Origin of the sequence: Variovorax paradoxus (genome assembly GCF_022009635.1) — a bacterium.
Taxonomy (GTDB): domain Bacteria; phylum Pseudomonadota; class Gammaproteobacteria; order Burkholderiales; family Burkholderiaceae_C; genus Variovorax.
This window is the reverse complement of sequence record NZ_CP091716.1, coordinates 2,511,811-2,529,312: the sequence shown is the minus strand read 5'-3', so window position 1 is coordinate 2,529,312 and position 17,502 is coordinate 2,511,811. Positions and strand designations below refer to the sequence as shown.

Genomic DNA, 17,502 nt, shown 5'->3' with positions numbered 1-17,502 from the left:
TCTCAAACCCGCGACGCCCATTCCCGAGGCGTGCGCCAACGACGAGTGCGAAAAATGGATATGACCGACACCAAGTTCATTGCCAGCCCGGTGCCTGCGAGCGCTCCCGCCGCGCTCGAGATCGTCGGCGTGCGCAAGGACTTCGAATCCTTCAGTGCGCTGCGCGACGTGCACCTGCGCGTGAACCCGGGCGAGATGCTGTGCTTTCTCGGCCCCTCGGGCTGCGGCAAGACCACGCTGCTGCGCATCATCGCGGGGCTGGAAACGCAGACCTCCGGGCAGATCCTGCAGAACGGCAAGGACGTCTCCTGGCTGCCGCCCGACCGGCGCGACTACGGCATCGTGTTCCAGTCGTACGCCCTCTTCCCCAACCTGTCGATCGCCGAGAACATCGGTTATGGGCTGGTCAACAGCCGTGCCCGGCGCGGCGAGATCAAGACTCGCGTCGAAGAACTGCTGAAGCTGGTCGGCCTGCCGACCTCGGGCGGCAAGTACCCCAGCCAGCTCTCCGGCGGGCAGCAGCAGCGCGTGGCGCTGGCGCGCGCCCTTGCCACGCGGCCCGGCCTGCTGCTGCTCGACGAGCCGCTGTCGGCGCTCGATGCGCTGGAACGCATCCGGCTGCGCGGCGAAATCCGCCGGCTGCAGAAGCAGGTCGGCATCACGACCATCATGGTCACGCACGACCAGGAAGAAGCGCTGTCGATGGCGGACCGCATCGTGGTCATGAACCACGGCGTGATCGAGCAGGTCGGCACGCCGATGGAAGTCTATGAACAGCCGGCCACTCCCTTCGTGGCCGATTTCGTCGGCAAGGTCAATGTGCTGCGCGCGGTGGCGCTGGGCAACCATCGCTTTCGGGTCGGCGACATGGAACTGCAGTGCGATGCCTGCGACGGCGCCTTCGAGCCCGGCGAAGCCGTCAACCTCTACCTGCGCCCCGAAGACCGCGCGGTCGAGCACCTGAGCCACGACACGGCCAACCGCCTGCAGGCGCTGGTCACCAAGGTCGAGTTCCTGGGCGGCCTCTGCATCGCCGAGGTCACCGCCGACGCGCTGCACGGACAGGCGCTCGGCCTGCACTTCTCGCTCAACCAGTTGCACGACCTGGACATTCGCGAAGGCAACACCATCGACATCGCGCTGCGCGCGAACCGCATCCGCGCCTTCTCCGCACGCACGCCGAAGCCATGAACACGCTGGCCCGCCCTCTGCCCGCACGCGCTGCGTTCAACGCGCGCCCCGTCATGCGCTGGAGCCGCGACGAAACCATTGCCCGCGCGATCCTGCTCGTGGTGATGGTGATGCTGTTCGTGTTCCTGATCGCGCCGCTGCTGACCATCCTGGCGCATGCGGTGCAGGACAGGGAGGGCCGCTTCGTCGGCCTCACCCACTTCATCACCTACTTCCAGACGCCCAGCCTGCTGCGCGCGGCATGGAATTCGATATGGGTGTCGGCGGCCGTGGTGATGATCTCGGTGCCCACGGCCTTCGTCTTCGCGTACGCGCTCACGCGCAGCCGCATGCCGATGCCGCTCAAGGCGGTGTTCCGCCTCATTGCGCTGATTCCGCTGCTGGCGCCCTCGCTGCTGTCCGCCATTTCTTTCGTGCAGTGGTTCGGCAACCAGGGGGCGCTCAAGTTCCTGCTGGGCGGCGTGTCGATCTATGGCGCGCCGGGGATCATCATGGCGGAGGTCTACAACACCTTTCCGCACGCGCTGATGATCCTGGTCACCGCGCTCTCGCTGGCCGACGGCCGGCTCTACGAGGCGGCCACCGCGCTGCGCACGCGGCCGTTTCGCCAGTTCATGACCATCACGCTGCCGTCGTGCAAGTACGGCCTGATCAGCGCGGCGACCGTGGTCTTCACCTACGTGGTGAGCGACTTCGGCGCGCCCAAGGTGATCGGCGGCAACTTCAACGTGCTGTCGGTCGACGTCTTCAAGCAGGTGGTGGGACAGCACAACTTCTCGATCGGCGCGGTGGTGGGCATGCTGCTGCTGGTTCCGTCGATCATCTCTTTCGTCATCGACTACGTGGTGCGGCGCAAGCTGAAGGCGCAGCTCACGGCCCGCTCGGTGCCCTACAGCCCCAAGCGCCGCAAGCTGGCCGATCCGCTGCTGATGCTGTTCTGCACTGTCGTGTGCGGCCTGCTGCTGGCCACCATCGGCATGGCGATCTACACCTCGCTGATCTCGCTCTGGCCCTATGACCTGTCGCTCACGCTCAAGCACTACCACTTCGTGCTGGTCGAAAGCGACATGGCCGATGCCTACACCAACAGCCTGATCGTCGCCATCGCCACCGCCGTGGCCGGCTCGCTCATCGTGTTCGTGGGCGCCTACCTGATCGAGAAGACGCGCAACCTGGGCCTGATGCGCAAGGGCATGCACCTGATGGCGGTGCTGTCGATGGCGGTGCCGGGCCTGGTGCTCGGGCTGGGCTACGTGATGTTCTTCAACCATCCGGCCAACCCGCTGAACTTTCTCTACCAGACGATGGCGATCCTGATCATCTCGATGGTGGTGCACTACTACACGTCGAGCCATCTCACGGCCGTCACCGCGCTCAAGCAGATCGACAACGAGTTCGAGGCCGTGTCCGCCTCGCTCAAAGTGCCGTTCTTCAAGACCTTCCTGCGGGTGACGGTGCCGGTGTGCCTGCCGGCCATCCTGGACATCGGTCGCTACTTCTTCGTGGTGTCGATGGCCAGCCTGTCGTGCGCCATCTTTCTCTACACGCCGGAGACCATCCTGGCCTCGGTCGCGATCATGCATCTGGACGACGCCGGCGACATCGGCCCGGCGGCGGCGCTGGCCAGCCTGATCGTCGTCACCTCGACCGTCGTGTGCATTGCCTATTCGCTGCTCACGCGCGTGCTGCTGTCGCGCACGCAGGCCTGGCGCAACCTGAGCCGCAGCTGAGCCTGTTTCCGCCCTCATTCCCTTCCTTGCCTGGAGACATCATGAGTCAAGCCGACTACCCCATCCTGCTCACCCCCGGCCCCCTGACCACTTCGGACCGCACGCGCAACGCGATGCTGCGAGACTGGGGATCGTGGGACGCGGACTTCAACCAGATCACCGCGCGCATCCGCAAGGAAGTGTTGAACATCGTGCACGGCACGGGCACGCATGAATGCGTTCCGCTGCAGGGCAGCGGCACCTTCTCGGTGGAAGCGGCCATCGGCACCGTGGTTCCGCGCAACGGCCACGTGCTGGTGCCGAGCAACGGCGCCTACTGCCAGCGCCTGGCAAAAATCTGCAAGGTGCTCGGGCGCAAGCTGAGCACCATCGACTACACGGAAGAAAAGCAGGTTTCGCCGGCCGACGTCGACCGCGCGCTCGCGGCCGACCCGAGCATCACCCATGTTGCGGTGGTGCATTGCGAGACCGGCGCCGGCGTGCTCAACCCGCTGCACGAGATCGCGCTGGTCGTCGCCAGGCACGGGCGCGGGCTGATCATCGACGCCATGAGCTCCTTCGGCGCCATCGAGATCGACGCGCGCAAGACGCCCTTCGACGCAGTCGTCGCCGCTTCGGGCAAGTGCCTCGAAGGCGTGCCGGGCATGGGCTTCGTGGTCATCAAGCGCAGCACGCTCGAAAAATGCGAAGGCAACTGCCACTCGCTGAGCATGGACCTGTACGACCAGTGGGTGTACATGGAAAAGACCACGCAATGGCGCTTCACGCCGCCCACGCACGTGGTCGCGGCGCTCGACACCGCCATTGCGCAGTACATCGAGGAAGGCGGCCTGAAGGCGCGCGGCGCACGCTATGCGCGCAACTGCAAGGGGCTCATCGACGGGCTGGCCGCGCTGGGCTTTCGCAGCTTTCTCGACCCGGCCATCCAGGCGCCGATCATCATCACCTTCCACGCGCCCGACGACGCCAACTACGACTTCAAGACCTTCTACCAGGAGGTCAAGAAGCGCGGCTACATCCTCTACCCCGGCAAGCTGACGCAGGTGGAGACCTTCCGCGTCGGCTGCATGGGGCACTTCGGCGAGGCGGGCATTCCGGGCGCGGTGGCGGCCATTGCCGAGACGCTCGAGGCAATGGGCATCCGGCAGGTGTCGGTGCCCGTCGCGGCCTGAACGCAAGCGCCATCCGGCCGGTGCATTGCAGCGCCGGTCCTACAACCGTGGAGGCGGCGCGCTTCTCATAATTTTGCGCATGACGGTACTGCGCAGCGACATCCCCGCCCGCCTGGACCGCCTGCCGTGGTCGCGCTGGCACTGGCGCGTGGTGATCGCGCTGGGCGTGGCCTGGGTGCTCGACGGCCTGGAGGTCACGCTGGTGGGCTCCATCGGCGCGGTGCTCGAACGGTCCGACACGCTGGGCCTCACGGCCGGCGAGATCGGGCTGTCGGGCTCGGTGTACGTGGCGGGCGCGGTGATCGGCGCCCTGCTCTTCGGCCGGCTCACCGACCGGCTCGGGCGCAAGAAGCTCTTTCTCGTCACGCTGGTGGTCTACACGGTGGGCACGCTGGCCACGGCGTTTTCCCCTGACTTCGCGTTCTTCGCGCTGTGCCGCTTCGTCACCGGGCTGGGCATCGGCGGCGAGTACGCGGCCATCAACTCGGCCATCGACGAGCTGATTCCGGCGCGCGTGCGCGGGCGCGTCAACCTCGCGATCAACGGCAGCTTTTGGATCGGCGCCGGCCTCGGCGCGGGGCTGAGCCTGGTGCTGCTGGACCCGCATGTGATCGGCCCGGTGTGGGGCTGGCGCGCGGGCTTCGCGCTGGGCGCTGTGCTGGCGGTGGCCATCCTGCTGGTGCGGCGCGACGTGCCCGAGAGCCCGCGCTGGCTCATTGCACACGGTCGCGCGGACGAAGCCAGGCGCATCGTCGAGCAGATCGAGGCGGAGGTCTCCGCGCAGCACGGCCCGCTGCCCGCGCCGCAGGGCCATGTCGTGAACTACACCGACGCGCGCCAGACCAGCCCGTCGATGCGCGAAGTGGCGCGCGTGCTGTTCAAGCGCTACCGGCAGCGCAGCGTGGTGGCGCTTGCGCTGATGGTGTCGCAGGCCTTCTTCTACAACGCGATCTTCTTCACCTACGCGCTGGTTCTCACGCGCTTCTATGGCGTGCCTGAAGCCAGCGTGGCGCTCTACATCTTTCCGTTCGCGCTCGGCAACGTGCTGGGGCCTCTGCTGCTGGGCCCGCTGTTCGACAGCCTGGGCCGACGCAAGATGATCGCGCTGACCTATGTGCTCGCGGGCGTGGGCCTGGCGCTCACCGGCTGGGCCTTCATGATGGGCTGGCTCGACGCGCGCAGCCAGGCGCTGTGCTGGTCGGCGGTGTTCTTTTTGGCTTCGGCAGCGGCAAGCTCTGCCTATCTCACGGTGAGCGAAGTGTTCCCGCTGGAGATGCGCGCGATGGCCATCGCGATCTTCTATGCCGTCGGCATGGGCGCGGGCGGCTTCGCCGCGCCGCTGCTGTTCGGCCTGCTGATCGAGACCGGCAGCCGGGGCGCGGTGATGGTGGGCTACGGCATCGGCGCGGTGCTGGTCATCGTGGCGGGTCTGCTGGCCCTGCGCTATGCGGCCGACGCGGAACGAAAGCCGCTGGAAGAAGTGGCGCCGCCGCTGGCGGCCGAGGGCGACGGCGAACGCTGAAGGCGCACTACAGCGCGCAGGTGCGGAAGCCGAAGAATCCGTCGTCGCGCTCCGGCAAAGCAAAGCCGCGCCGCTTGGGCGAGCGAAGACGCGCACGCGTCGCGAACGAGGCGCCCCGCAGCACGCGCGCACGCCCGAATGCCGCGGCGGGGTCGAATTCGCCGCCCGCGCTCCAGGGGTCGGCCCGGTAGCCGGGCCAGGGGCTCAGCGTGCCGGCGGTCCACTCGTGCACGTCGGCCCAGCGAAAGCCGCGCCGCGCGGCGGTGTGCGCGGCGATCTCCCATTCGACCTCGGTCGCGATGCGGCGTCCGGCCCAGCGCGCCCAGGCGTCGGCTTCCCACCAGCTCAAGTGCACCGCGCTGTGGTGGCCGGCGGCACGCACCGTCGCGCCAAAGCGATGCTGCAGCACCGAGCCGCCAGAGCCATGCCGCGCGGCACCGATCTGCTCCACATGACGCGGCCCGCGCCGCCCTTCGATCTGCGCCGAGAGCCAGCGCCAGCCTTCGCCGCGCCACAGCTCTTCGCGGTCGTAACCGCCATCGTCGACGAACTCGACGTACTGGTTCCAGGTGACGGGCTGGGCGTCGATCTCGAACTCGGGCACGTCGACGCGGTGCGCCGCACGCTCCTGCGCGAAGGCAAAGCCGCTCTCGGGCACGCCCAGTTCCCAGCGGGTGGCCGGCAGCAGCAGCGGCTCGCGCGTGACGGCTATCGGCGCCTGCTCGACGCCCAGAGGCAGTCCGAGCGTCTGCGCCATCACGACGAACTGTTCGCCGCGCAGGTCTTCATGGAACAGCGCGAGCCGGTAGAAGTACAGGCCGGCGTCCGTCTCGGCCGCATGCTCCAGCAGTTCGAGCGTGCTCTCCAGCGTTTCGAGCAGGTAGGCCTTGGTCTGGGCGAGGTCGGGCAGCTCCGGCGACCAGCGCTCGCCGGGCGCGCTTTGCGCCGGGTTCCACCAGCCGTCGGCACCGGGCTCGATGGCCGCCAGCCGCGTGGGCCGCACCGGGCATTCGGCGCCGAAGGCTCGCTGCGTGTTGCGCCCGATCCACCATTCGGCGAACCAGCCGATATGGCCGGCCAGCCACAAGGGCGGCACGACGTCCGGTACACGCGGCGTCGACAGGCCTTCGCCGAGCGCCTGCTCGAAGAGCGACAGCAGGTGCAAGGTGTGGTTGCGCGCGTCGATCAGCGCCAGGGAAAGCAGGTCCCGGCCCGCGCGGCTCATCTCGGGCGAATCGATCGATTGGGACGTCGCCACGGCCGGGGCCGGAGGGGGTCGCGGTGTCTGAGCCATGAAACATTATGGCTACCCGCGCCTCCGGGTAGCCCCCAAAAGACACGTTCGATTACATCGATAGAATCCGCTCCGCCTCACGCACCCGACCCGCTGGCACACAAGGCCAGTGCGTCGGGTGCGGTCGTATGTGGGGCTTCCAATACAAAAATGGAGATGAAATGCAAGGCTTGCTCAAGCTTTCCCGGGCCATCGACTGGCTCAATGCCCAGGTGGGCAGATACGCGATCTGGCTGATCCTGGCCGCCACGGTGATCAGCGCGCTCAACGCGGTCGTGCGCAAGATATTCAACACCAGCTCGAACGCGTTTCTCGAAGTGCAGTGGTATCTGTTCGCCTGGTCGTTCCTGATCGCCGCCGGCTTCACGCTGCTGCACCGCGAGCATGTGCGCATCGACGTGATCAACAGCCGCCTGTCCAAGCGCAAGCAGGTATGGATCGACATCATCGGCTTCGCGTTCTTCCTGACGCCGCTGTGCCTCACGGTGCTCTACCTGTCGATGCCGGTGGTGATGCAGATGTTCCGTTCGGGTGAAATGTCCGGCAACTCGGGCGGGCTGATCCGCTGGCCCGTGTGGGCGGCGCTGCCGGTCGGCTTCGTGCTGCTGATGCTGCAGGGCTGGTCCGAACTGATCAAGCGCATCGCATTCCTGCGCGGCCAGGGTCCGGACCCGATGGGCCGGCTGACCGACAAGACGGCCGAGGCCGAACTGATCGAAGCCCTGCGCCTGCAGGCCGAGAAAGACGCAGCCAAGGCCGGTACGCCGGCCCCGGGCCCGCAACACTGAAACGGCCGAGCACGGACACCATGGAATTCATTGTTGCCAACTTCGCCCCGATCATGTTCGCGGGACTGATCTGCTTCCTCCTGCTGGGCTACCCGGTCGCCTTCAGCCTCGGGGCCTGCGGCCTGTTCTTCGGTCTCGTCGGCATCGAGCTCGGCGTGTTCCAGTCGTCGGTGATGGCGTGGCTGCCCCAGCGGCTGATCGGCATCATGGCCAACGACACACTGCTGGCGGTGCCCTTCTTCACGCTCATGGGGCTCATATTGGAGCGCAGCGGCATGGCCGAGGACCTGCTCGACACGGTCGGCCAGGTCTTCGGTCCGATGCGCGGCGGCCTGGCGCTGGCGGTGATCTTCGTCGGCGCGCTGCTGGCGGCCACCACCGGGGTGGTGGCGGCCTCGGTCATCTCGATGGGCCTGATCTCGCTGCCGATCATGCTGCGCTACGGCTACGACCGGCGGCTTTCCAGCGGCGTCATTGCCGCCTCGGGCACGCTGGCGCAGATCATCCCGCCCTCGCTGGTGCTGATCATCATGGCCGACCAGCTCGGCAAGAGCGTCGGCGACATGTACAAGGGCGCCTTCCTGCCCGGCTTCATGCTGATGGGCCTGTACGTGGTCTATGTCGTGTTCCTCGCGATCTTCAGGCCCGCGCAGGTGCCCGCGCTGCCGCCCGAGGCGCGCACCTTCCGCGAACCCAACGGCAGCGGCGGCTATACGTCGCTGGTGGCGCTTGCAGCGCTGTCGGCCGTGGTGGCGGTCTGGCTGGCTCGCAACATGGCCGCCGTCCACACCTGGTTCCAGGGCCAGGAGGTGACCTCGGTGGCCACCGACGAGAAAGTCGTCGTCGCCATGTGCGGCGGCGTGTTCGTCGCGCTGGTCATCGCGCTGATCAACAAGGGCCTGAAGCTCAACCTGCTGTCGCGGCTGGCCGAGCGCGTGACCTTCGTGCTCATTCCGCCGCTGCTGCTGATCTTCCTCGTGCTGGGCACCATCTTCCTGGGCGTGGCCACGCCCACCGAAGGCGGCGCGATGGGTGCCTTGGGCGCCCTGATCATGGCCTGGGTGCGCCGGCGCATGAGCCTCGCCCTGCTGAAGCAGGCGCTGGCCTCCACCACCAAGCTGTCCAGCTTCGTGATGTTCATCCTGATCGGCGCGACGGTGTTCAGCCTGGTGTTCCAGGCCGCCGACGGCCCGATCTGGGTCGAGCACCTGCTGTCGTCCCTGCCCGGCGGCCCGGTGGGCTTCCTGATCGCGGTGAACGTGCTGGTGTTCTTCCTCGCGTTCTTCCTGGACTACTTCGAGCTGTCGTTCATCGTGGTGCCGTTGCTGGCGCCGGTGGCCCACAAGCTGGGCATCGACCTGATCTGGTTCGGCGTGCTGCTGGCAGTGAACATGCAGACCTCGTTCATGCATCCGCCCTTCGGCTTCGCGCTGTTCTTCCTGCGCTCCGTCGCACCGGACAAGCAGTACGTGGACCGCGTGACCCAGAAGGTCATGGAGCCGGTCACGACGATGCAGATCTACAGGGGCGCGGTCCCGTTCGTGCTGATCCAGCTCACCATGGTGGGCGTGCTGATCGCGTTCCCTCAGATCGTGACGGGCGCCCTCGACAAGGAGGTCAAGGTCAACCTCGACGACATCGGGGCGCAGATGCGCGACAGCCTGAAGCAGGAAGATGGCGCGCCGGGGGCCGACCCCTACGGCGGCCCCGAGGACGCCGCGCCGCCTGGCGCCGAGCCGCAGCCGGGCGCCGAAGGCGCCGCGCCGACACCGGCGCCCGAGCCAGCGCCGGCCGAAAGCGGCGAGAGCGACCCCATGAAGGCCATGCAGGACGCGCTCAAGCAGCAAAACAAGCCCTGAGCGAGCCCACGAATGAAAAGGCCGCCCCGTGTGAACGGGGCGGCCTTTTTTTATGCGCCTGGCGCCGGGATCAGATCTTGACCGAGTTCATGTACTGGTTGAACGGGTACTCCGAGAAGCGGTTCCACAGGATCTGGTCGCGCTGGAAGGCGCGCATGTCCTGGTGGATCTTCTTGAACTCGGGCGACTTGGCTTCGTGCTCGGCGAAGACTTCCATCGAGGCCTTGAAGCCCGCGTCCATCACGGCCTTGGGGAACGGCTTGAGCTCGGTCTTGGCGGCCACCAGGCGCTTGAGCGCCACCGGGTTGTAGGCGTCGTACTTGGCGATCATGTCGCGCGCCGCGACCTTGGTCGCCGCGTCGAGGATCGCCTTGTTCTCGTCCGACAGCTTGGCGAAGGCCTTGTTGTTGATGAAGAACTCGAGGTCGGCGCCGCCTTCCCACCAGCCGGGGTAGTAGTAGTAAGGAGCCACCTTGTTGAAGCCCAGCTTCTCGTCGTCGTAGGGGCCGACGAACTCGGCCGCGTCCAGCGTGCCCTTTTCGAGCGCCTGGTACACGTCGCCGGCGGGCATGTTCTGCGACACCACGCCCAGCTTGGCCATGGCCTCGCCGAACACGCCGCCGCCCATGCGCATCTTCAGGCCCTTGAGGTCGGCGACCGTCTTGATTTCCTTGCGGTACCAGCCGCCCATCTGCGTGCCGGTGTTGCCTGCGCTGGCGGTGCGGAAGTTGTATTGCGCGAAGAAGGCGTCGAGCAGCTTGCGGCCGTTGCCGTACTCTTTCCAGGAGTCGGTCTGGCGTGCGGTCAGCCCGAAGGGCACCGCGCAGCTGAACGCGAAGATCGGATCCTTGCCGGTGAAGTAATAGGCCGCGGTCTGCGCCATTTCGAGCGTGTCGCCCTGCAATGCATCGACCACGCCGAACGCGGGCATCAGTTCGCCGGCGGGGTGGACCGAGATTTCGAACTTGCCGCCAGACAGTGCCTTGACAGTCTTCGACAGCATTTCGGCGCTGCCGAAAATCGTGTCGAGCGAGCGCGGGAAGCTCGAGGCCAGGCGCCAGCGCACCGCGGTCTGCGCATGAACGGCAGGCGCGATGCCGGCAGCCAAAACGCCGGCGATGCCGGCGTTTTTGATAAGGGAACGACGATCCATTGATAGCTCTCCGAGTTCTTTGAAAAAACGAAACGCGGCTTGTGACCGCGTTGGGGACTTTCGTATAAGCCCGGGGGATTGTAAAAACGCGCTTACAGCCTCCGGCCGGGGTTTACCCTGCGCACGCGCCTTCCCCTATCGCGCGGCGGCGCGGCCTGGTGTAGACGAGGCATAAAATGTTAAATCGCCTTACATACACACCCGCAAACGGCATCAAGACATGAGACTCCCTAACTCCTTCAAACCCGCATTGCTCGCGTTCGCCGCGGCCACCGCTTTCGGCGCGCAAGCCGCCGACATCAAGATCGGCGTTGCAGCCGCCCTGTCCGGCGGTGCCGCGCAGTACGGCAGCGCCATCCGCAACGGCTTCCAGCTGGCCGCGGACGAAATCAACGCCGCCGGCGGCATCAACGGCGACAAGATCGTGCTGGCCGTCGAAGACGAGCAGGGCAAGAAGGAAGACGCGATCAACGTCTTCAAGAAGCTGATCTTCCAGGACAAGGTCCTGATGACCTTCGGCCCCACGCTGTCGAACTCGGCCCAGGCGGCCGACCCGATCGCCCAGGCCGCCAAGACGGTGGCCTTCGGCACCTCGAACACGGCCGACGGCATCACCTCGATCGGCGACTACGTGTTCCGCAACTCGGTGACCGAAGCCGACGTGCTGCCCGAGACCCTGCGCGTGGCCATCAAGCACGCCAACGTGAAGAAGGTCGCGGTGCTGTACGGCAACGACGACGTGTTCACCAAGAGCGGCTACGACAACTTCAAGAAGGCCCTGGAAGACCTGAAGCTGCCCGTGACCACGACCGAGACCTTCGCCAAGGGCGACGTCGACTTCAAGGCCCAGCTCACCAAGATCAAGGCCACCAACCCCGACGCCATCGTGCTGTCGGCCCTGCTGGCCGAAGGCGCGCCGATCATGGTGCAGGCCCGCCAGCTCGGCCTGAACGTGCCGGTCATCGGCGGCAACGGCATGAACTCGACCAAGATCTTCGACCTGGCCAAGGGCAGCTCGGACAACCTGTACGTCGGCAGCCCCTGGTCGGCCAGCAACGCCACGCCGGAGAACACCAAGTTCCAGAAGGCCTACAACGACAAGTTCAAGATGGCGCCCGACCAGTTCGCCGCGCAGGCCTACGACGGCCTGTACGTGGTGGCCCAGGCGCTCAAGGGCGTGAAGCTGTCGGGCAACCTGGCGGCCGACCGCACCGCCCTGCGCGACGCGCTGCCGAACGTGAAGTGGACCGGTGCCACCGGCGCCTTCGCCTTCGCGCGCGCCAAGGACAAGGCCGGCAAGCCCGCCGGCTACGACGCGCAGCAGACGGCCATCGTGAGTGTCACGAAGGGCACCGCCTTCGTGATCGAGAAGTAAGCCAGTAAGCAAGCAGTCTCGGTGGCGGGCCGCGCGGCCCGCCATGCATCCCGGATATGGCGCAGGACAGCTACTGCGCCGTTTTCTTTTTTGATTTGCCGCAACACGCCCCGTGTCGCGGCCTGACGGAAGCCCATCGTGCTCGATCAGCAGCTTGTCAACGCCTTGTCGCTCGGGTGCGTCTACGCACTCTTCGCGCTCGGCTTCACACTCATATTCGGCGTGCTCGGCGTCATCAACCTCTCGCACGGCGCGGTGTTCATGGTCGGCGCGTATGCCGCGGCCGAATTCATGCGCGTCTCGGGCATGCCGCTGTGGGTCGGCCTGCCTTTCGCCTTCGCCTTCTGCGGCGTGCTGGGGTTCCTTGTCGACGTGCTGGTGCTCAAACCGCTGCGCAAGCGCAACGCACCCCACCTGATTCCGATGATCGCCACCATCGGCGTGGCCATCATCCTGAACAACGGCATCCAGGGCATCTTCGGCGCGGAGAACCTGCGCTTTCCGCCCGGCACCATTCCCGACGACGCGCTGGTGTTCGCCGGCATCCACGTCACCGTGCTCGAACTGGGCATCGTGCTCGCATCGTTCGTGCTGATGGGCGTGCTGATGCTGTCGCTGCAGCGCACCCAACTGGGCCGCGCGCTGCGCGCCATTGCCGAGTCGCCCAAGGCGGCGTACCTGGTGGGCGTGAACGTCGAGGGCCTGTTCTACCTGACCTCGTTCGTGGCCGCCGGCCTGGGCGGCGTGGCGGGCGTGCTGATCGGCCTGTATTCGAATGCGCTCTTCCCGCTGATGGGCCAGCCGATGCTCGAAAAGGGCATCGCGGTGATCATCCTGGGCGGCATGGGCGACATCCGCGGCGCGCTGCTCGGCGGCCTGTTCCTCGGTTTTGCCGAAGTGCTGTCGGTGGCCTACGTGGGTTCCAACATGCGCGACGCGGTGGCCTTCGGCCTGCTGTTCCTCGTGCTGCTGGTGCGTCCCAAGGGCCTGTTCGGCTCGCTCAAGGAGCGCAAGGTCTAGCATGGAAGCCTTCGACAACTTCTGGTCGGTCTACAGCAACCTGGTGCTCTCGCTGGGCATCAACGGGCTGCTGGCACTCTCGATCTGGCTCACCCTGGCCTGCGGCATGCTGGCGCTGGCCAATGCAGCCTTCATGGGCATCGGCGCGTACACCGCGTCGATCCTCACGCTGAACTACGGCGCGCCGTTCCCGGTGGCCATTGCCGCCGGCATGGCCGCGCCGGCGCTGGTCGCCTTCATCATCGGCAAGCCCACGCTGCGGCTGTCGGGCGTGTACCTGGCCATGGCCACGCTGGCCTTCGGCGAGGTGGTGCGCATCGCCATCCTGAACGCCGAATCGCTCACGGGCGGCGCGCTGGGCCTGAACGGCATTCCGCAATCCACCGAGTGGTGGCACGTGGCGCTGGCGCTGGTGCTCACGCTGGTGGTGCTGTGGCGCATCCGCCGCTCCAAGGTCGGCCGCGCCTTCGAGGCCATCAAGGAAGACGAAACCGCCGCCGGCCTGATGGGCATCGACGTGGCGGGCCACAAGATGCTGGCCTTCGTGCTGGGCGGCGCCATCGCCGGCCTGGCGGGCACGCTGAACGCGCACCTGACCTTCTTCATCGGCCCGGCCGAATACGGCTTCAACCGCGCGGTCGACATCCTGACGATGGCGATCCTCGGCGGCATCGGCAGCCTCACCGGTCCGGTGCTGGGCGGCACCATCCTCACGCTGCTGCCGGAAACGCTGCGCGGCCTGGGCGCGTTCCGTCTCGTGGTCAACGGCTTCATCCTGGTGCTGATCGTGCTGTTCCTGCCCAAGGGCATCTGGGACCCGGCGCGCATCCGCCAGTGGTTCGGCCGCAAGGGGAGCGCGGCATGAGCGACAACACCCTTCTCACGTTGAAGAACGTGTCGCGCCATTTCGGCGGACTCAAGGTCCTGCAGGACGTGAACCTGGACATTCCGAAGGGCGGCATCTTCGGGCTCATCGGCCCGAACGGCGCGGGCAAGACGACGGTGTTCAACCTGATCACCGGCCTGCTGCCCACCACCAGCGGCACCATCCACTTCCAGGGCCAGGATCTGGCGGGCCGCAAGCCCTTCCAGATCACCCGTGGCGGCATCGCGCGCACCTTCCAGAACATCCGCATCTTCAAGGAGATGTCGCTGCTGGAGAACGTGACTGTCGGCATGGACGCCAAGCTGCGCTACGGCCCGCTGGGCCTGCTCGCGAGCACGGGCATGTTCCGCAGCGAGGAAAAGCGCGCCCGCGACCGTGCGCGCGAACTGCTGAGCTGGGTCAAGCTGGACCACAAGGCGAACGACGTGGCCGACAACCTCTCGTACGGCGACCAGCGCAAGCTGGAGCTCGCACGCGCGCTGGCCACCGAGCCGACGCTGCTGCTGCTGGACGAGCCGGTGGCCGGCATGAACAGCACCGAGAAGAGCGAGCTGATGGTCGAGATCGAGAACATCGCGGCGCGCGGCTTCACGGTCTTCATGATCGAGCACGACATGCGCTTCGTGATGGGCCTGTGCCAGCAGATCGCGGTGCTGAACTTCGGCCGCATCATCGCGCGCGGCGGCCCCGAGCAGATCCGCAACGACCCGCAGGTGATCGAGGCCTACCTCGGCCGCGAAGACGACGAAGCCACGAACGACCAGGAGACCGCGGCATGAGCGCCGGCACGACGACCCCATTGCTGCAGGTGCAGGACCTGAAGGTGAACTTCGGCCATGTGCAGGCGGTCAAGGGCATCGACTTCGAGCTGCACGAAGGGCAGATCACCACGCTGGTCGGCGCCAACGGCGCGGGCAAGTCGACCACGCTGCTGGCGCTGTCGGGGCTGGTGAAGAAGGCCTCCGGGCGCGTGACTTTCGCGGGCCAGGACATCACCGCGCTGTCGCCCCACAAGATCGTGGCCGGCGGCGTGGTGCAGGTGGCCGAAGGCCGCGCCACGCTGACCACGCTCACGGTGCGCGACAACCTGGAGCTGGGCGCCTACACGCGCCGCGACGGCGCGGCCGCGCGCGCTGCCGACCTGGAACGCATCTACACCCTCTTCCCGGTGCTGAAGGACCGGGCCGACGGCCTGGCCGGCAACCTCTCGGGCGGCGAGCAGCAGATGCTGGCCATCGGCCGGGCCCTGATGGCCAAGCCGCGCGTGCTGCTGCTGGACGAGCCCTCGATGGGCCTGGCGCCGATCATCGTGCAGGACATCTTCCGCACGCTGCGCGAGATCAACAAGCAGGGGCTGACGATCTTCCTGGTGGAGCAGAACGTGCGCCAGGCGCTGAAGATCGCCGACCGGGCCTATGTGATCGAGACGGGCAGCATCGTGCTGTCTGGCACCGGGCGAGAATTGCTGGGCAATCCGAAGGTGCAGGACGCGTACCTGGGGAGCTGACGCTCTTTGGTATTCCTCCCTCCCCCGCTGGGGGAGGGTCGGGGTGGGGGCACGGCGGCCTTTGAACCGCGGCGGCATTTTTAAAGCCGCTTGCCCCCATCCCAGCCTTCCCCCAGCGGGGGAAGGAGCAAGACCGAAGACTCAGGCCTTGCCGAAGCGCTCGACGATCGAGGCCTCGATACCCGCCGCATCGAGCCCGATGCCGGCCAGCAGCTTCGCCGGATCGCCATGCTCGATGAACTGGTCGGGCAGGCCCAGCTGCAGCACCGGCTTCAGCACGTTCGCAGCCTGCAGCGCCTCGAGCACCGCGCTGCCGGCGCCGCCCATGATGGCACCCTCTTCCAGCGTCACGATGGCATCGTGCGAGCGCGCGACCTGCAGCAGCAGTTCGACGTCCAGCGGCTTGGCCCAGCGCATGTTGACCACCGTCGCGTCGAGCGACTCGGCGGCCGCGAGCGCCGGATACAGCAGCGTGCCGAAGGCGAGGATCGCGATGCGCTTGCCTTCGCGGCGGATCTCGCCCTTGCCCAGGGGCAGCGCGTCCAGCGTGAGATGCGGCGCGACGCCGGCACCCGCGCCACGCGGATAGCGCACCGCCACCGGGTGGCTCTGCTCGTAGGCGCTGGTCAGCAGTTGGCGGCACTCGCGCTCGTCGGCCGGGCACGCGATGCTCATGTTCGGAATACAGCGCAGGAACGGGATGTCGTAGGCACCCGCGTGCGTCGCGCCGTCGGCACCGACCAGGCCCGCGCGGTCGAGCGCGAACACCACCGGCAGGTTCTGGATCGCCACGTCGTGGATCAGTTGGTCGTAGGCGCGCTGCAGGAAGGTCGAGTAGATCGCGACCACCGGCTTCAGGCCTTCGCAGGCCAGGCCGGCGGCGAAGGTCACGGCGTGCTGCTCGGCGATGCCGACGTCGTAGTAACGGGCGGGGAAGCGCTTTTCGAACTCCACGAGCCCCGAGCCTTCGCGCATCGCTGGCGTGATGCCCACCAGCCGGCCGTCGGCGGCCGCCGTGTCGCACAGCCACTGGCCGAACACCTGCGTGAAGGTCTGCTTGGCGGGGGCGGTGGACTTGACCAGCCCCACCTGCGGGTCGAACTTGCCGGGGCCGTGGTAGGCCACGGGGTCGGCCTCGGCCAGCTTGTAGCCCTGCCCCTTCCTGGTGACCACGTGCAGGAACTGCGGGCCTTCCAGGTGCTTGAGGTTCTCCAGCGTGGGCACCAGCGAATCGAGGTCGTGGCCGTCGATCGGGCCCACGTAGTTGAAGCCGAACTGCTCGAACAGCGTGGCCGGCACGACCATGCCCTTGGCATGCTGCTCCAGCCGCTTGGCCAGCTCGAACAGCGGCGGTGCATTGCGCAGCACGCTCTTGCCCACGCTCTTGGCGGCGGCGTAGAAGTTGCCGCTCATCAACTGCGCGAGGTAGCGGTTGAGCGCGCCCACCGGCGGGCTGATCGACATGTCGTTGTCGTTCAGGATCACGAGCAGCTTGCAGTCGCACACGCCCGCGTTGTTCAGCGCCTCGAAGGCCATGCCGGCCGTGAGCGCGCCGTCGCCGATGATGGCCACCGTGTGGCGGTCCTCGCCCTTCTGCTTGGCGGCCATGGCCATGCCCAGCGCCGCCGAGATGCTGGTCGACGAATGGGCGGTGCCGAAGGTGTCGTACTCGCTCTCGCTGCGCTGCGGAAAGCCCGAGATGCCGCCGATCTGCCGAAGCGTGGGCATGCGCTCGCGCCGGCCGGTGAGGATCTTGTGCGGATAGGTCTGGTGGCCCACGTCCCACACCAGCCGGTCGTGCGGCGTGTTGAACACGTGATGCAGCGCGACCGTCAGCTCGACCGTGCCGAGGTTCGAACTCAGGTGGCCGCCGGTGCGCGACACGTTGTCGAGCACGCAGGCGCGCACCTCGTCGGACAGCTGGCGCAGCTGGGTCCGGTCGTATTTGCGGATCGGCGCGGGGTCATGGAGTGTGGGAAGCAGCGGAGCAGCCATGGGGAGGTGT

Annotated in this window: 14 protein-coding genes; 11 read left to right on the top strand and 3 right to left on the bottom strand. The window is 67.1% G+C overall.

What is annotated here, in order from left to right; all coding sequences use genetic code 11:
* The first annotated feature begins 54 nt into the window (after window positions 1–54).
* The 4 genes from L3V85_RS11840 (at window position 55) to L3V85_RS11825 (ending at window position 5,615) form a co-directional block, all read left to right on the top strand.
* Window positions 55–1,191, top strand: coding sequence for a putative 2-aminoethylphosphonate ABC transporter ATP-binding protein (locus tag L3V85_RS11840; RefSeq protein ID WP_237679395.1), 1,137 nt, complete (start codon window positions 55–57; stop codon window positions 1,189–1,191).
* Window positions 1,188–2,921, top strand: coding sequence for a putative 2-aminoethylphosphonate ABC transporter permease subunit (locus tag L3V85_RS11835; protein WP_237679394.1), 1,734 nt, complete (start codon window positions 1,188–1,190; stop codon window positions 2,919–2,921). Before L3V85_RS11840 ends, L3V85_RS11835 begins: the two co-directional genes overlap by 4 nt.
* Window positions 2,922–2,962: 41 nt before the next feature.
* Window positions 2,963–4,093, top strand: a complete 1,131-nt coding sequence (locus L3V85_RS11830; RefSeq protein ID WP_237679393.1) for a 2-aminoethylphosphonate--pyruvate transaminase — start codon at window positions 2,963–2,965, stop codon at window positions 4,091–4,093.
* Window positions 4,094–4,172: 79 nt separating this feature from the next.
* Window positions 4,173–5,615: an MFS transporter gene (locus L3V85_RS11825; protein ID WP_237679392.1), complete on the top strand. Its 1,443-nt coding sequence runs from the start codon at window positions 4,173–4,175 to the stop codon at window positions 5,613–5,615.
* A gap of 7 nt (window positions 5,616–5,622) precedes the next feature.
* On the opposite strand, the gene L3V85_RS11820 is transcribed toward L3V85_RS11825, so the two are convergent.
* Window positions 5,623–6,909: an SUMF1/EgtB/PvdO family nonheme iron enzyme gene (locus L3V85_RS11820; RefSeq protein WP_237679391.1), complete on the bottom strand. Its 1,287-nt coding sequence runs from the start codon at window positions 6,907–6,909 to the stop codon at window positions 5,623–5,625.
* A 161-nt stretch (window positions 6,910–7,070) separates the two neighbouring features.
* Here L3V85_RS11820 and L3V85_RS11815 point away from each other — a divergent pair, with 161 nt between their 5' ends.
* Complete coding sequence (locus L3V85_RS11815; protein ID WP_237679390.1) at window positions 7,071–7,697, top strand: TRAP transporter small permease subunit; 627 nt, start codon at window positions 7,071–7,073, stop codon at window positions 7,695–7,697.
* Between the two features lie 20 nt (window positions 7,698–7,717).
* On the top strand, window positions 7,718–9,556 hold the full coding sequence (locus L3V85_RS11810) for a TRAP transporter large permease (protein ID WP_237679389.1): 1,839 nt from the start codon (window positions 7,718–7,720) through the stop codon (window positions 9,554–9,556).
* 70 nt (window positions 9,557–9,626) lie between these two features.
* Here the strand turns inward: L3V85_RS11810 and L3V85_RS11805 are convergent, their stop codons facing one another.
* Window positions 9,627–10,709 (bottom strand): TRAP transporter substrate-binding protein, encoded by a 1,083-nt coding sequence (locus L3V85_RS11805; RefSeq protein WP_081266844.1) that lies wholly within the window; start codon window positions 10,707–10,709, stop codon window positions 9,627–9,629.
* A 220-nt stretch (window positions 10,710–10,929) separates the two neighbouring features.
* On the opposite strand from L3V85_RS11805, the gene L3V85_RS11800 reads away from it, so the two are divergent.
* The 5 genes from L3V85_RS11800 to L3V85_RS11780 all read left to right on the top strand — a co-directional run bounded on the left by L3V85_RS11800 (window position 10,930) and on the right by L3V85_RS11780 (window position 15,497).
* Window positions 10,930–12,084, top strand: a complete 1,155-nt coding sequence (locus tag L3V85_RS11800; protein ID WP_237679388.1) for an ABC transporter substrate-binding protein — start codon at window positions 10,930–10,932, stop codon at window positions 12,082–12,084.
* A 138-nt stretch (window positions 12,085–12,222) separates the two neighbouring features.
* The gene (locus tag L3V85_RS11795) at window positions 12,223–13,104 is read left to right on the top strand and encodes a branched-chain amino acid ABC transporter permease (RefSeq protein WP_108134767.1); all 882 of its coding nucleotides are present in this window, start codon (window positions 12,223–12,225) and stop codon (window positions 13,102–13,104) included.
* A gap of 1 nt (window position 13,105) precedes the next feature.
* Window positions 13,106–13,969 carry a branched-chain amino acid ABC transporter permease gene (locus L3V85_RS11790; RefSeq protein ID WP_237679387.1) on the top strand — a complete coding sequence of 288 codons (864 nt, stop codon included), beginning with the start codon at window positions 13,106–13,108 and terminating at the stop codon, window positions 13,967–13,969.
* Entirely contained in the window at window positions 13,966–14,769 is an 804-nt protein-coding gene (locus tag L3V85_RS11785) for an ABC transporter ATP-binding protein (RefSeq protein ID WP_106935197.1), read from the top strand. Before L3V85_RS11790 ends, L3V85_RS11785 begins: the two co-directional genes overlap by 4 nt.
* A complete protein-coding gene (locus tag L3V85_RS11780; RefSeq protein ID WP_237679386.1) occupies window positions 14,766–15,497 on the top strand; it encodes an ABC transporter ATP-binding protein in 732 nt (243 codons plus the stop codon). Before L3V85_RS11785 ends, L3V85_RS11780 begins: the two co-directional genes overlap by 4 nt.
* Before the next feature lie 141 nt (window positions 15,498–15,638).
* Here the strand turns inward: L3V85_RS11780 and dxs are convergent, their stop codons facing one another.
* Window positions 15,639–17,492 (bottom strand): 1-deoxy-D-xylulose-5-phosphate synthase, encoded by a 1,854-nt coding sequence (gene dxs / locus L3V85_RS11775; RefSeq protein WP_237679385.1) that lies wholly within the window; start codon window positions 17,490–17,492, stop codon window positions 15,639–15,641.
* Window positions 17,493–17,502: the final 10 nt, after the last annotated feature.